The sequence below is a fragment of the Streptomyces sp. PH9007 genome, assembly GCF_059813725.1.
On sequence record NZ_CM187440.1, the window covers coordinates 1,154,256 to 1,169,154 of the forward strand.

Annotated in this window: 15 protein-coding genes; 11 read left to right on the plus strand and 4 right to left on the minus strand. The window is 69.9% G+C overall.

The genetic code is table 11. The annotated features are described in order from the left end of the window. Positions 1-4 precede the first annotated feature (4 nt). Positions 5-370 carry a phosphoribosyl-AMP cyclohydrolase gene (hisI, locus tag ACTFAP_RS05035; protein WP_386539391.1) on the minus strand — a complete coding sequence of 122 codons (366 nt, stop codon included), beginning with the start codon at positions 368-370 and terminating at the stop codon, positions 5-7. 67 nt (positions 371-437) lie between these two features. Here hisI and ACTFAP_RS05040 point away from each other — a divergent pair, with 67 nt between their 5' ends. Further along, positions 438-1,076 (plus strand): TIGR03085 family metal-binding protein, encoded by a 639-nt coding sequence (locus ACTFAP_RS05040; RefSeq protein ID WP_500468332.1) that lies wholly within the window; start codon positions 438-440, stop codon positions 1,074-1,076. Between the two features lie 64 nt (positions 1,077-1,140). Here the strand turns inward: ACTFAP_RS05040 and ACTFAP_RS05045 are convergent, their stop codons facing one another. Next, positions 1,141-1,518, minus strand: coding sequence for a hypothetical protein (locus ACTFAP_RS05045; protein WP_495683600.1), 378 nt, complete (start codon positions 1,516-1,518; stop codon positions 1,141-1,143). Next, positions 1,515-1,733, minus strand: a complete 219-nt coding sequence (locus ACTFAP_RS05050) for a hypothetical protein (RefSeq protein WP_400012395.1) — start codon at positions 1,731-1,733, stop codon at positions 1,515-1,517. The genes ACTFAP_RS05045 and ACTFAP_RS05050 overlap by 4 nt, the downstream gene beginning before the upstream one ends. An 80-nt stretch (positions 1,734-1,813) precedes the next feature. On the opposite strand from ACTFAP_RS05050, the gene ACTFAP_RS05055 reads away from it, so the two are divergent. From ACTFAP_RS05055 to ACTFAP_RS05085, 7 genes are all read left to right on the plus strand, one after another. Continuing rightward, positions 1,814-2,311 carry an NUDIX hydrolase gene (locus ACTFAP_RS05055; protein ID WP_500468333.1) on the plus strand — a complete coding sequence of 166 codons (498 nt, stop codon included), beginning with the start codon at positions 1,814-1,816 and terminating at the stop codon, positions 2,309-2,311. 296 nt (positions 2,312-2,607) lie between these two features. Then, positions 2,608-4,092, plus strand: a complete 1,485-nt coding sequence (locus tag ACTFAP_RS05060; RefSeq protein ID WP_500468334.1) for a GDSL-type esterase/lipase family protein — start codon at positions 2,608-2,610, stop codon at positions 4,090-4,092. 116 nt (positions 4,093-4,208) lie between these two features. After that, complete coding sequence (locus ACTFAP_RS05065) at positions 4,209-6,188, plus strand: rhamnogalacturonan lyase (protein WP_500468335.1); 1,980 nt, start codon at positions 4,209-4,211, stop codon at positions 6,186-6,188. Positions 6,189-6,492: 304 nt separating this feature from the next. Further along, positions 6,493-7,797, plus strand: coding sequence for an extracellular solute-binding protein (locus ACTFAP_RS05070; RefSeq protein WP_495683604.1), 1,305 nt, complete (start codon positions 6,493-6,495; stop codon positions 7,795-7,797). 49 nt (positions 7,798-7,846) lie between these two features. Further along, positions 7,847-8,809 (plus strand): ABC transporter permease subunit, encoded by a 963-nt coding sequence (locus tag ACTFAP_RS05075; RefSeq protein WP_495683605.1) that lies wholly within the window; start codon positions 7,847-7,849, stop codon positions 8,807-8,809. Positions 8,810-8,910: 101 nt separating this feature from the next. Next, positions 8,911-9,747: an ABC transporter permease subunit gene (locus tag ACTFAP_RS05080; RefSeq protein WP_495683606.1), complete on the plus strand. Its 837-nt coding sequence runs from the start codon at positions 8,911-8,913 to the stop codon at positions 9,745-9,747. 6 nt (positions 9,748-9,753) lie between these two features. Beyond that, on the plus strand, positions 9,754-10,395 hold the full coding sequence (locus ACTFAP_RS05085) for a DUF624 domain-containing protein (protein ID WP_453874727.1): 642 nt from the start codon (positions 9,754-9,756) through the stop codon (positions 10,393-10,395). A gap of 28 nt (positions 10,396-10,423) precedes the next feature. Here the strand turns inward: ACTFAP_RS05085 and ACTFAP_RS05090 are convergent, their stop codons facing one another. Continuing rightward, positions 10,424-11,353, minus strand: a complete 930-nt coding sequence (locus ACTFAP_RS05090; protein WP_453874726.1) for a LysR family transcriptional regulator — start codon at positions 11,351-11,353, stop codon at positions 10,424-10,426. Positions 11,354-11,451: 98 nt separating this feature from the next. Between ACTFAP_RS05090 and ACTFAP_RS05095 the strand changes: the two genes are divergently transcribed. From ACTFAP_RS05095 to ACTFAP_RS05105, 3 genes are read left to right on the plus strand one after another with little or no spacing between them, the layout of a single operon-like run. Next, positions 11,452-12,153, plus strand: coding sequence for a succinate dehydrogenase cytochrome b subunit (locus ACTFAP_RS05095; RefSeq protein WP_495683609.1), 702 nt, complete (start codon positions 11,452-11,454; stop codon positions 12,151-12,153). Positions 12,154-12,188: 35 nt separating this feature from the next. Further along, positions 12,189-14,141 (plus strand): fumarate reductase/succinate dehydrogenase flavoprotein subunit, encoded by a 1,953-nt coding sequence (locus ACTFAP_RS05100; protein ID WP_495684890.1) that lies wholly within the window; start codon positions 12,189-12,191, stop codon positions 14,139-14,141. Between the two features lie 11 nt (positions 14,142-14,152). Beyond that, positions 14,153-14,893, plus strand: a complete 741-nt coding sequence (locus ACTFAP_RS05105; protein ID WP_386541309.1) for a succinate dehydrogenase/fumarate reductase iron-sulfur subunit — start codon at positions 14,153-14,155, stop codon at positions 14,891-14,893. Positions 14,894-14,899: the final 6 nt, after the last annotated feature.

Consider the following 14,899-nt stretch of genomic DNA (forward strand, 5'->3'; position numbering starts at 1 on the left):
GAGCCTACTGCCCGCCGCTGACGGGGAGGGGGTCCGCGTCGAAGCAGGTGCGGTCCCCGGTGTGGCAGGCGGCGCCGACCTGGTCGACCTTGACCAGCAGGGTGTCGCCGTCGCAGTCGAGGGAGACGGACTTGACGTGCTGGTGGTGTCCCGAGGTGTCGCCCTTGACCCAGTAGGCGCCGCGGCTGCGGGACCAGTACGTGCAGCGGCCGGTGGTGAGCGTACGGTGCAGGGCCTCGTCGTCCATCCAGCCGAGCATGAGCACCTCGCCGGTGTCGTACTGCTGGGCGATGGCGGGGACCAGGCCGTCGGCGTTGCGCTTGAGGCGGGCGGCGACGGCGGGGTCGAGGTCGGATGCGGTGCGGGACATACCCCTATTGTGCCGGGCGCGGCGCGGTGGATGGCCGGTGTGCGGGAGGGCGTCCTAGTCTGGAGGCATGTCTACCCATGCCAAACGTGAACGACTGGTGCTCGCCGACCTGTTGGAAGAGGCCGGGCCCGATGCCCCGACGCTGTGCGACGGCTGGAACACCCGTGACCTGGCGGCGCACGTGGTGGTGCGCGAGCGCCGCCCGGACGCGGCGGCGGGCATGGTGATCAAGCCGCTGGCGGCGCGCGGCGAGAACATCCGTACGGAGTTCGCCGCGAAGCCGTACGCGGAGCTGCTGGAGCTGATCCGGTCGGGCCCCGGGCGTACCTCGCCGTTCTCGCTGAAGCCGATCGACGAGGCGGCGAACACGGTGGAGTTCTTCATCCACGCCGAGGACGTGCGGCGGGCGGGGTCCCTGTGGAAGCCGCGGGAGCTGGACGCGGTGTTCACCGAGGCGCTGTGGAAGCGTCTGGAGTCCTCGGCGCGGCTGATGGGCCGCCGGAGCCCGGTGGGCCTGGTCCTGCGGCGGCCGAACGGGCAGACGGTGGTGGCCCAGAAGGGCACGCCGGTGGTCACGGTCACCGGGGACCCGGGCGAGCTGCTGCTGTTCTCCTCGGGCCGGCAGCGGGCGGCGAAGGTCTCGCTGGACGGCGAGGAGGCGGCGGTCCGGGCGGCCGGTACGGCGAAGATGGGCGTCACCGGCTGAGGCCGGCACGACCAGGGGGAAGGTTCCCGGCCCGGGAAGTCCGCGCCGGGCCGGGATCCGGTGACTAGGGCCGCCAGTCACGCAGTTGTCGGGCCGTGTCCTGGAGATCGGTCTTGTGCTCCCTGATGCCACGGGTGAGCTGGGCCATCGCCCCCGGGGGCGGGCTGATGGGCTGCCCGCTCAGATCCAGGTACATGTGCGCGCAGGCGGCACCGATCGCGGCGTTGAAGTCCGCGAACGGTTCGAGCAGCAGGGCGGTGTGCAGGAACGTCGCCGCTCGCGTCACCGCTTCCTCGTAGTACGCCTCGCCCGCGAAGCGCTCGTAACGATGGCGCTCGGCCATGCACTGCAGCGCACCCCAGTCCCTGATCGGGGTGTTGGGCGGACTGACCTCGAGCTGAACGTTCAGGACCCACCCGGTGTCCACGTACAGCGGCGTCACCGAAGGCCCTCCGGAAACTCCTGCTCGAACTCGGCCTTGTACTCCAGGGCGTACTTCACCGCGCCCTCGACGAAGCGCTGCTTGAGGCGTCTGCGCACCACGTCCTCGGCCAGTATGTCGTGCGCCAGCCGCTTGATCGCCACCCCGCGCTCCTTGGCCTCCGCACGCAGCTCCGCCAGCTCTTCTTCGGTGAATTCGATCGTGATACCGGGCATGGGCGCACCTTAGTCCCGGCGCTACCGCGTGCGCAACCGAAACCGGTAGCCGCGCCGTGTGGCGGCGATAGGGTGGCGGCATGGCCGATGACACCGCTCCCGTACAGGTCGATGAAGGCGTCGAGTTCCCGGAGCCCGGGGCGGGTGAGCTGTGGGCCGTGGGGGCCGCGGTGGTCAATGACCGCGGCGAGGTCTTCGCCCAACGGCGTTCCGCTCAGCGCCGGTTGTTCCCCGACACCTGGGATCTGGTGGGCGGCCACGTCGAGCCGGGCGAGAGCGTCCTGGCGGCGCTCGTCCGTGAGGTGGCGGAGGAGACCGGCTGGCGGGTGCGCCGGGTGCGGCGCTCCCTGGGGGTGCTGACCTGGGAGGGCGACGACGGTCTCGGGCTGCGGCACGAGGTGGACTACCTGGTGGAGGTGGAGGGGGATCTGTCCGCGCCGCGCCTCGAGTGGTCCAAGCACCCGCGGTACGGCTGGTTCGGCCCGGACCGGCTGGAGGAGCTGAAGGAAAACCGGGCGCCCGAGGAGCAGTTGGTGTACGAAGTGGCGGCCAGGGCGCTGGGGATCGCTCCGTCCTGACCGCACCACCTGCGCGTTCCTGTTCGCTCACGCGCGAATACGTGCAGACGTCTTGACAGTCCGGTGACCGGTTGGCAACACTCCCCGCGAATCAGCAAGCGCTTGCACTGTGTCGTGCGCATGACTAATGAATCGATTCAGATTCGTTTGGGTGTGCCACCACGCCCGCATGCGCCGCGCCCCGTACCACCCACCACATAGGAGTGATGATGGGCGGAAGTGCTGCTACACCCACCCCGAGACCCCCGCACGGCCACGGCCACGGCCGCAGGCGCGGCCGTGGCCTGCTGCGCACCGTGATCACCTCGGTCGCCGCCGCCGCGACCGCCGTAGTGGGTCTCGCGCTGCCGGGCCAGGCCCAGGCCGCCGAGCCGATCACCGTGTACCTCGCCAGCGACTCCACCGTGCAGACCTACGACCCGTACTGGGTCCCCCAGGCGGGCTGGGGCCAGGTCTTCGACCGGTTCTTCACCGATGACGTCACCATCGCCAACCACGCGATCGGCGGCCGCAGTTCCCGCAGCTTCATCGAGGAGGGACGGCTCGACGCCATCCTCGGCCAGATCAAGCCGGGCGACTATCTCTTCGTGCAGTTCGGCCACAACGACGCCACGGTCGACCGGCCCGAGCGCTACACCCCGCCGGACGACTACAAGGAATTCCTGCGCAACGACTACATCCGGGGCGCCAGGGAACGCGGCGCCATCCCGGTCGTCGTCACCCCGGTCTCGCGCCGCTCCTTCAACCCCGACACCGGCAGGTTCAACGTCTCCTTCCCGCAGTACGTGGACCGCGCCATCGCGGTCGCGCAGGAAGAGAACGTGCCGCTGATCGATCTGTCCGCCTCCTCCCGTGCCTACCTGGACAGCATCGGCCCAGAGGAGGCCAAGTCGGTCTTCCTGCACGTCCCGGCCGGCGTCTACCCCAACCGGCCCACCGGCACCGTGGACGACACCCACTTCCAGGAGTACGGCGCCATCCAGATGGCCCGCCTGGTCGCCCAGGACGTCGCCGCCCTCGACACCCCGCTCGCCGGCCGCGTCACCGGCGCCGGCACCCCGGGCGCCGTCCCGGCCAAGCCCGGCGGGCTCGCCGCGCAGGACGTCTCCAACCAAGGGGCCCGGCTCACCTGGAACGCGGTGGCCGGGGCCGACATCTACCGGGTCCAGCGCAAGCCGCAGGGCGCGCCGGACAGCCAGTACACGCTGGCCACCACCTCCACCCTCCCGCTGGCCGACATCGGCGGCCTGGCCGAGGGCAGCGCCCACCAGGTGCGGGTGGTCGCGGTCAACGCCCGGGGTGAGTCGGCCCCCTCCGACCCGCTCACCCTCACCACCCGCTCCGCCGACCACCGTTACGACTTCGGCCCGGTGGGCCAAGTGGTCGCCCCCGGCTACACCGAGGTCAACACCCAGACGCTGTACACCGCTCAGCGCGGCTACGGCTTCACCAGCACCGCCAACGTCATCGACCGCGACCGGGGCGGTGCGCTGGACGCCGTGCAGCGGGACTTCGTCGCGTACTTCGGCGGCACCTACGAGTTCCGGGCCGATATCCCCAACGGCACCTACTCGGCCACCGTCCACGTGGGCGACCTGCTCGGCTCCGCCCGTACCGTCCTCGCCTTCGAGGGCGTGGACCACGGCCAGGTCTCGGCCGGCACCGGCGCCGTCACCCAGGCCACGTTCAACGGGATCACCGTCACCGACGGGCAGCTGAACGTCACCATCTCCGGTCAGACCGCGCACCTCAACGGACTTGAGCTGACCAAGGTCGGCTGACCCTCCCCCGGCCCGGCCCGCCCCCGGCGCCCCCGTTCCGCAGGGCACGCGTCCCGGGCCGGGGCCACCCCACCGACCCCGCGAGAACCTCGCGCCCATCGCACCAAGGAGCAAGGATGGCTTTCCGAGCCGCAACCGTCCGAAGATCCACCCGCACCCTGGCCGTCGCCGGGCTGGCCGCCCTGGCCACCGCCGCGTCGCTGCTGACCGCTCCGGCGGGCACCGCGGCGCCCGCGGGCCGCCCCTCCCCCGCGCCGGTCCGCGCGATGGAGCAGCTGGACCGCGCCCCGGTCGCCGTGCTCACCGAGGACGGCGTGTACGTGGGCTGGCGGATGCTGGGCCTGGACCCGGACCACATCTCCTTCCACGTCTACCGGGACGGCGAGCGCATCACCCGGCAGCCGGTGCGCGGCGCCACCAACTACACCGATCCGCAGGGCACCGCCGACTCCCGCTACCAGGTCGCCGTCGTGCAGGGCGGCAACGGCCCGCGCGGCGAGCGCACCGAGGAGTTCGGCGTCTGGTCGCAGCAGTACCGCGACATCCCGGTCGGCCGCCCGGCCGGCGGGACGACTCCGGACGGCGTGGAGTACACGTACCACCTGGGCGACGCGAGCATCGGCGACCTCGACGGCGACGGCCGGTACGAGATCGTCCAGCTGTGGTCGCCGAGCAACGCCAAGGACAACTCCCACTCCGGGTACACCGGCAATGTCTACATCGACGCCTACACCCTGGACGGCGAGCAGCTGTGGCGCATCGACCTGGGCCGCAACATCCGGGCCGGGGCGCACTACACCCAGCTGATGGTCTACGACCTGGACGGTGACGGGAAGGCGGAGGTCGCGGTCAAGACGGCGGACGGCACCGTCGACGGCACCGGTACGGTGCTCGGCGATCCGGCGGCCGATCACCGCAACTCCGGCGGCTACATCCTGTCCGGGCCCGAGTTCCTGACCGTCTTCGACGGCGAGAGCGGCGCTGCCGTGGAGACCGTGGACTACGCGCCGGCCCGCGGCAATGTCGCCGACTGGGGCGACGGCTACGGCAACCGCGTGGACCGCTTCCTGGCCGGGGTCGCGTATCTGGACGGTGAGCGTCCCAGCGTGGTCTTCGCGCGCGGCTACTACACCCGTACGGTGCTGGTGGCCTACGACTACCGGAACGGCGCGCTGACCGAGCGCTGGACGTTCGACTCGAAGGAGTGGGGCGGCCAGTACGAGGGGCAGGGCAGCCACAGCCTGTCGGTGGCGGACGTGGACGGCGACGGCCGGGACGAGATCGTCTACGGCCAGCTGACCATCGACGACGACGGCACCCCGCTGTACAACACCACGCTCGGGCACGGCGACGCGCTGCACGTGGGCGACTTCGACCCGTCCCGGCCGGGCCTGGAGGTGTTCGCCGCGCACGAGAGCATGTCGGCGTCCGGCAACCGGGGCGCGACGTTCCGGGACGCGGCGACCGGCGAGATCCTGTACGACATGCCGGCCACCCGGGACATCGGCCGGGGCGCGGTGGGCGACATCGACCCGACCCGTCCGGGCGCGGAGGGCTGGGCGGTGACCGCCACCGGGGCGTGGAACTCGCGCGAGGGCGAACTGCGGGCGGCGGACGGCACCCTGATCGGCACGGACATCCCGTCGGCCAACTTCATGATCTGGTGGGACGGCGACCCGCTGCGGGAGATCCTGGACCACACCTTCGACGAGGCGAACGACCCGGCCGGCGCGCCGTTCATCGCCAAGTGGGACTGGGAGAACCAGCGGCAGGTGGAGATCTTCCACCCGCAGGGCGTCTACTCCAACAACTGGACCAAGGGCACGCCGGTGATCCAGGCGGACCTGTACGGGGACTGGCGTGAGGAGGTCGTCTACCGGACGCAGGACGACTCCGCGCTGCGGGTGTTCACCACGGTGGAGGAGACGGATCTGCGGCTGCGCACGCTCATGCACGACCCGCAGTACCGGCTGGCGATCGCGTGGCAGAACGTCGCGTACAACCAGCCGCCGCATCCTTCCTTCTTCATCGGGGACGGGATGAGCCGGCCCGCGAAGCCGCGGATCCAGTACGTGGCGGCGCCGAACGCCCACTGACCGGGCGCACCTCGATCCCCATAACAGCGCAGGTCAGCGCATGAATCACCAGGACCGAACATAGTTCGACCACGGTCCGACAAGCGCCGGGCGGCCCGATCAGCGGGCCGCCCGGCCGCGTTCGGGCCCCGCCGACGTGACGTCGGCGTTTCCGAAAAGTTATCCACCGCCCGGTTGCCGGAGCAGGCCCCGGCGGTATTGTAACGATTCACTTCGGGTGTCACCGGGGTCCGGTAAGGCGATCAGAAGCCATTGACACCTCCCGTGGAGTGCCGTTGTGCATAACGGAGCAAGGAGGCTCTACATGTCATTCAAGAAGACCGCGTTGCGTGGTCTCGCGATCGCCGTAGCCGGATCTCTGGCCCTTACAGCGTGTGGCTCCGACGGCGACAGCAGTGACGGAGGGAATGTCACCCTCAAGTTCACCTGGTGGGGCGGCGACGAGCGGGCCTCCCGTTATGAGCAGGCCATCGATCTGTTCGAGGACCAGAACCCGGGCATCAAGGTCCAGACGTCTTTCGCCGCGTTCCCCGACTACTGGACGCAGCGCTCCACGGACGCCACCTCCGGTGAACTCCCGGACGTCTTCCAGATGGACGCCTCCCGGCTTCTGGAGTACGCGGGCTCGGGCCTGCTGCTCGGTTTCGACGACTACGCCGGTAACCAGCTGGACACCTCGCAGATCGACGACGAACTCCTCTCCTCCGGCGAGGCCAACGGCGAACTGGTCGCCATCCCCACCGGCACCAATACCCTCACCCTGATGTACAACCCGGATCTCATCGAGGAACTCGGCCTGGAGATACCGGACTGGGACTACACCTGGGACGAGTACTTCGCCTTCCTTTCCGAGGTGAGCGCGGCCGGCGCGGACCACAGCCCGCGCGTGTACGGCGCCAACGACCCGACCATGGTGTGGTGGCTGTTCATGCAGCACCTGGTGCAGCAGGGCATCGAGCCGTTCAGCGAGACCGGTGAACTGAACTTCACCGAGGACGACATGCGGGAATTCATCGACGGCGCGGCCTCCCTGCGCTCTCCCGACAACCAGATCTTCCCCGCCGAGCGGGTCGAACAGCTGGACCCGCTGGGCGGGTTCACCAACGGCGAGGCCGTGATGGAGTTCCACTGGGACAACTTCATCCACAACTACTCGCACGACCTCGACAGCGACAACGTCCAGCTGATGCCGGTGCCCAGTGGCGCCGACGGCCAGAAGCACATGTTCTTCAAGCCCACCATGCAGCTGAGCATGGGCGCCAACACCAAGCACCCCGAAGAGGCCGCCCTGCTGGTCGACTTCCTCATCAACTCCCCCGAGGCCGGCGCCATCATCGGCACCGACCTGGGCGTGCCGGCCTCCGCCGAGCGGCTCGACGCCCTGGAGATCGAGCCGGGCAGCCTGGACGAGCGGGTCATCGAGTACCAGCAGCAGGCCCGTGACGAGGGCTACATGACGGCCACCGTGCCGTTCCAGCCCGAGGGCTTCGGTGCGGTGGAGACCGAGTACGTCGAGGTGCTGGCCAAGGAGTTCGACTTCCGCCAGATCGACACCGACGCCTTCGTCCAGCGCTGGTTCTCCGAGGCGGGCAACCACCTCGTCCGCTGACCGGTATCCCCGGAGCCCCCTCACAGACGCACCGAACGGATGATTCCTCGTGTCACTCACGCATGAGGCGTCCCGGGAATCGGCGAACAGCACCCCCGCCCGGCGACCGCGCAATGGGCGCCCGCCGCGGCGGGGTGCTGAGACCCGGGCCGGCTACGCCTTCCTCGCCCCCTGGCTGCTGGGCTTCATCACCCTGACAGCCGGCCCGATGATCGCCTCGCTCTACCTCTCCTTCACGAACTTCCACCCGATCCGGGACTGGGGCTGGATCGGCTTCGACAACTTCACCCGGCTCTTCGACGACCCGCGCTTCATGGACTCGGTGCAGGTCACCAGCCTGTACGCGGTCGTCGGCACCCCGATCAAGCTGGCCGCCGCGCTGGGCGTGGCGATGCTGCTGAACAACCGGCGGCGTGGCCAGGGCACCTACCGCTCGCTCTTCTACGCGCCGTCGCTGATCGGCGCCAGCGTCTCCATCGCCATCATCTGGAAGGCGATGTTCAACGACCAGGGCATCGTGGACGAGATCGGCCAGTTCTTCGGGATGAAGCCCGGCGGCTGGGTCGGCAACCCGGACATGACGCTGCCGATGATGATCCTGCTGGCGGTGTGGCAGTTCGGCGCCCCGATGGTGATCTTCCTGGCGGGTCTGAAGCAGATCCCGAACGAGCTGTACGAGGCCGCCGAGGTGGACGGCGCCGGTCCGCTGCGGAAGTTCTTCCGGATCACGCTGCCGATGCTCTCGCCGGTGCTGTTCTTCAACCTGGTGCTGGAGACCATCAACTCCTTCCAGGTCTTCGCCTCCGCCTTCATCATCTCCGGTGGCAAGGGCGGTCCCGCGAACTCGACGCTGTTCTACACGCTGTATCTCTACCAGCGCGGCTTCGGGCAGGGGCAGCTCGGTTACGCGGCGGCCATGGCGTGGCTGCTGGTGATCGTCGTCGGCATCATCACGCTGATCTTCTTCAAGACCTCGAAATACTGGGTGCACTACGGCGGGGAGACACGATGAGCAACACCACTCCCACCCTCACCGGGGCAACACCCCCACCCGCACCGTCCGCCGCCGAAACCCGTTCCGCTGAGTCACAGGCGGCCCGGCGGAAGGCAAAAGTGCGCGGCGGCGGAAAGACCGTACTGTTTCACGGCATTACCTGGGCGCTGGGCATCGTGATGCTCTATCCCGGGGTATGGATGCTGCTGTCCTCGTTCCGGCCGTCGAATCAGATCATCGGCGAGGTCGGGCTGATTCCGCGGGAAACCACTCTGGACAACTTCACCCGGGCTTTCGAGGGCATCGGCGGGGTTTCCTTCTGGACCTTCTTCAGCAATTCGATGATTCTCGGCATCGGTTCGGTGGTGGGCGTCTGCCTGTCCTGCTCGGTGGCCGCCTACGCCTTCGCCCGCATCGAATTCCCCGGCCGGAAGCTGTACTTCGGCCTGATGATCGGCACGCTTCTGCTGCCGTTCCACGTGGTGATCATTCCGCAGTTCATCATGTTCAACGAACTGGGCTGGACGGATTCCTACATCCCGCTGCTGATCGGCAAATTCCTGGCGGCCGAGGCGTTCTTCGTCTTCCTCATGGTGCAGTTCATGCGCGGGGTGCCGCGCGAGCTGGACGAGTCGGCGCGCATCGACGGCGCCGGCCACGGCAGGATCTACTGGTTCATCATGCTGCCGCTGATGCGGCCGGTGCTGGCCACCGCCTCGATCTTCGCCTTCATCTGGAGCTGGAACGACTTTCTGGCCCCGCTGATCTATCTGCGCAGCCCGGACAAGTACCCGCTGCCGCTGATGCTGCGCCAGTTCTCCGACCAGACCTCGGTCTCGGACTACGGCGCCCAGATGGCGGCGGCGGTCCTGGCCCTTGCCCCGGTCATCATCTTCTTCATGCTCTTCCAGCGCTATATCGTCGACGGTGTGGCGACCTCGGGTCTGAAGGGCTGATCGGGCATGGCGAGCGGAGCCGGCGCGGGCGGCGGCATCAGGGCGGGTCTCACGCTGTTCGGCGAGGTGGTGATCACCGGCGTGCTGGTGGCCGTCCTGGCCGCTCCGCTGATCACCGCGCTGCCGGCGCTGGCGGCCGGCATCGCCCACCTGCGGCGCCAGCTGACCGGCGACAGCGTACGGATGGCGGACGTCTGGGCGGACTTCACCGCCGCCTGTCGCGCCCTGTGGCCACTGGCGCTGGCCTTCCCGGCCGCCGCTCTGCTGCTGCTGTGGAATCTCTCGCTGGCCGAGACGGGCCTGCTGCCCGGTGGGGCCGGGGTCCGGCTGGTGTCGATGACGGCGCTGGCGGTGTGGGCGGTGCTGCTGCTGCGCACCGCCGCGGCGTGGCACCGTGACACCACCGCGGGCCGCGCCGTCCGGGAGGCGGCGGTGGCCGCCCGGGAGGATCTCGCCGGCTCGCTGCTGCTGGCCCTGGCCGCCGTGATGTGCGTGGTCTTCGTGTGGATGCTGCTCCCGATGGTCCTGCTGGCCGGCGGGCTGCTGGCCCTGGCCGCCCTGGCGGTGCAGTACCGCTTCGCGGCGAAGGCGGCGGCGAACGACGCGGAGAGCGCCGAGGACCCCGAGGGCCTTTCCACCACCCGCTGAACACTCGCCGGCACGCCGCCCCGGCCGGTCACAGCCCGCCCCGGTGGGTCATCAGGATCCGCTGGAGCTCGCGTGCCGCCCGGGGTGGCGAGACATCCCCGCGGTGGGCGACCGAGACCGTACGGTGCAGGCCCGGGGACATGAACGGGGTCGTGGGCAGCCCGGAGCGGGCCGCGACCATGCTGGGCACCACCGCCACCCCCAGCCCGGCCCGCACGAAGCCGAGCACCGCGTCCATCTCCCCGCCCTCCACGCTGAACACCGGCTCGAACCCGGCCTGCTGGCATGCCGCGACCGTCAGCTCCCGCAGGTCGTAGCCGCGCCGGAACATCACCAGCGGCACCTCCCGCAGGTCCGCCACCCCGATGGCCCGCCGCCCGCGCCCGCGCCCCCGCCCCGGTGCCCGGCCGCGCCCCGCACCCGGTACCTGCGGCCCGTCCGGCGCCGAGATCAGCACGAGTTCCTCCCGCAGCAGCTCGCTGGTCACCAGCGCCGGCGCGTCCGCCTGGAGCGGGGTGATGACCAGGGCCAGATCCAGCTCCCCGGACGCCAGCAGCCGCACCAGGTCCCGCGAGCCGCCCTCGTGCACCAGCAGGTCCACGCCCGGGTAGCGGTCCTTGAAGGTCCGCAGCACGTCCGGCACCAGCGAGGCGCACAGGCTCGGGGTGGCGCCCAGCCGTACCCGCCCGCGCCGCAGCTGTGCCACCTCCTGCACCTCGCGGCGCGCGGTCTCCGCGTCCGCCAGGATCCGCCGGGCCAGCGGCAGCAGCGCCGTCCCGGCGTCGGTGAGCGTGATGTGCCCGCGCGCCCGGTGGAACAGCTCCGCGCCCAGCTCCCGCTCCAGCGCCCGGATCTGCTGGGACAGCGACGGCTGGGCGACATGCTCGCGCTCGGCGGCGCGGGTGAAGTGCCGGGTGTCCGCGACGGCGGCGAAATAGCGGAGCTGCTGGAACTGCATGACCCCCAACCCTACCCGCGACGATAGACACCGGCTATCGAGATGACCCGTTCTATGTCTTGGACGGATCACGGCCGCACTCCCTACCGTCAGGTGTCATGGCTCTGGCGACGCGGACGAGCAGCCGCAGCACCCCTGTCCTCATCTGGCGATCCACCATCGGCAAGAAGATCGTGATGGCCGTCTCCGGGCTGATCATGCTCCTCTACCTGATCGCCCACATGCTCGGCAATCTGAAGGTCTTCTTCGGACCCGACGACATGAACGGCTACGCGCACTGGCTGCGCACCATCGGCGAGCCTCTCCTGGGCCACGAGTGGTTCATCTGGATCGCCCGCGTCGCGCTGCTCGCCGCCGTCGTCGCCCACGGCGTGAGCGCGTACCAGCTCAGCCGCCTGGACCGGGCCGCCCGCCCCGTCCGGTACGCGCACACCCGCCGCCGCACCACCTACGCCACCCGCACCATGCGCTGGGGCGGGGTCATCCTGGCGCTGTTCATCGTCTGGCACATCCTGGACCTCACCACCGGCACGGTGAACCCGCACGGCGTCCACGGCGAGGCGTACGAGAACGTCGTCGCCACCTTCAGCACCTGGTACGGCAACGTCATCTACATCACCGCGCTGGTCGCCGTCGGCCTGCACATCCGGCACGGACTGTGGAGCGCCGTGCAGACCCTCGGCCTGAACAGCCGCACCCGCGACCGCGCGCTGCGCGCCACCGCCAACGGCCTCGCGCTCCTGCTGACCGCGGGCTTCGTGTCCGTACCCCTCGCCGTCATGACCGGAATCGTGAGCTGACAGACATGACTGAGATGACCGAGATCACCGACCAGCTGCCCCCGTACGCCGACTACGCCACGGCCGAATCCCCGCTGCGCGACACCGCCGCGCCCGGCGGTCCGATCGCCGAACGCTGGGACCGCCGCCGCTTCGAGGCGAAACTCGTCAACCCCGCCAACCGCCGCAAACACACGGTGATCGTGGTCGGTACGGGTCTGGCGGGCGGCGCGGCCGGCGCCACCCTCGCCGAAGCCGGGTACCACGTCGAGCAGTTCTGCTACCAGGACTCGCCGCGCCGCGCCCACTCCATCGCCGCGCAGGGCGGCATCAACGCCGCCAAGAACTACCGCAACGACGGCGACTCCATCCACCGCCTCTTCTACGACACCGTCAAGGGCGGCGACTTCCGGGCCCGCGAGTCCAATGTGCACCGCCTCGCCCAGCTGTCGGTGGAGATCATCGACCAGTGCGTGGCGCAGGGCGTGCCGTTCGCCCGGGAGTACGGCGGGCTGCTGGACACCCGCTCGTTCGGCGGGGTCCAGGTCTCCCGTACCTTCTACGCCCGTGGCCAGACCGGTCAGCAACTGCTGCTGGGCGCCTACCAGGCGCTGTCCCGGCAGATCGACGCGGGGAACGTCACGCTGCACGCCCGCACCGAGATGCTGGACCTGATCGTCATCGACGGCAGGGCACGCGGCATCGTGGCGCGCGATCTGCTCACCGGGCGCATCGACACCTATGTGGCGGACGCCGTCGTGCTGGCCTCCGGCGGCTACGGGAACGTCTTCTACCTCTCCACCAACGCCAAGAACTCCAACGCCACGGCGATCTGGCGGGCCCACCGGCGCGGCGCGTACTTCGCCAACCCGTGCTTCACCCAGATCCACCCCACCTGCATCCCGCGCTCGGGCGACCACCAGTCGAAGCTGACCCTGATGAGCGAGTCGCTGCGCAACGACGGCCGCATCTGGGTGCCGGCCCGCGCGGGCGACTCACGTCCGGCGGCGGAGATCCCGGAGGCGGAGCGGGACTACTACCTGGAGCGCCAGTACCCCTCGTTCGGCAACCTGGTGCCGCGCGACATCGCCTCGCGGGCCGCGAAGAACGTCTGCGACGAGGGACGCGGGGTGGGCCCCGGCGGGCAGGGCGTGTACCTGGACTTCGCCGACGCCATCGCCCGGCTGGGCCGGGACGCGGTCGAGGCGCGCTACGGCAACCTCTTCGAGATGTACGAGCGGATCACCGCCGAGAACCCGTACGAGGTGCCGATGCGGATCTATCCCGCGATCCACTACACCATGGGCGGACTGTGGGTGGACTACGACCTCCAGACCACGATCCCGGGCCTGTTCGCCATCGGTGAGGCCAACTTCTCCGACCACGGCGCCAACCGGCTGGGCGCCTCCGCGCTCATGCAGGGTCTGGCCGACGGCTACTTCATCCTGCCCGCCACGCTCGCCGACTACCTGGGACGGAACCCGGGTCTGGAGCAGGTGCCGCAGGACCACCCGGCCGTCACCGACGCGGTCTTCGAGGTCAGCGACCGGCTCTACCGGCTGGTCTCCAACAACGGTGACCGCACCCCCGACTCCTTCCACCGGGAGCTGGGCGAACTGCTGTGGGACCACTGCGGGATGGCCAGGTCGGCGGAGGGGCTGCGCGAGGCGCTGGCCCGTATCCCGTCGCTGCGCGCCGAGTTCTGGCAGCGGATCAAGGTGACCGGCTCCGGGCAGGACCTCAACCAGTCGCTGGAGAAGGCCAACCGCATCGCCGACTATCTGGAACTCGCCGAGCTGATGTGTCTGGACGCCCTGCACCGCGGCGAGTCCTGCGGGGGCCACTTCCGTGAGGAGAGCCGCACCCCGGACGGGGAGGCCGAGCGCCGGGACGAGGAGTTCACGTACGCGGCGGCCTGGGAGTACCGGGGCACGGGCAGCCCGCCCGTACTGCATCGCGAGGAGCTGACCTTCGAGTACGTCCACCCCACCCAGCGGAGCTACGCGTGAGCACCAAGACGATGAACCTGACCCTGCGCATCTGGCGCCAGCCGGGCCCGGACGCCCAGGGAAGACTGACGACCTATCAGGTCTCCGGAATCTCCCCGGACATGTCCTTCCTGGAGATGCTGGACACCCTCAACGAGGAACTGATCCTCGCCGACGAGGAGCCGGTGGCCTTCGACCACGACTGCCGGGAGGGCATCTGCGGCGCCTGCGGGATGGTCATCAACGGCTCGGCCCACGGCCCGGAGCGCACCACCACCTGCCAGCTGCACATGCGGAACTTCGCGGACGGCGACACGATCGACATCGAGCCGTGGCGGGCGGCGGCCTTCCCGGTGGTGAAGGACCTGGTGGTGGACCGGTCGGCGTTCGACCGGATCATCGGCTCGGGCGGCTACATCACGGCGCCGACCGGTGCCGCCCCCGAGGCCCATGCCACGCCCGTGCCCAAACCGGACGCGGACTTGGCGTTCGAGCACGCCGAGTGCATCGGCTGCGGTGCCTGCGTGGCGGCCTGCCCCAACGGTTCGGCGATGCTGTTCACCTCGGCGAAGGTGGTCCATCTCAACGTGCTGCCGCAGGGCGCCCCGGAGCGGGAGAGCCGGGTCCTGGACATGGTCGGCACGATGGACGCCGAGGGGTTCGGCGGCTGCACCAACACCGGGGAGTGCGCGACGGCCTGCCCCAAGGGCATCCCGCTGACCTCGATCACGAGCATGAACCGCGAATACCTGCGAGCCCTGCGCAAGCGCTGAGCCGCA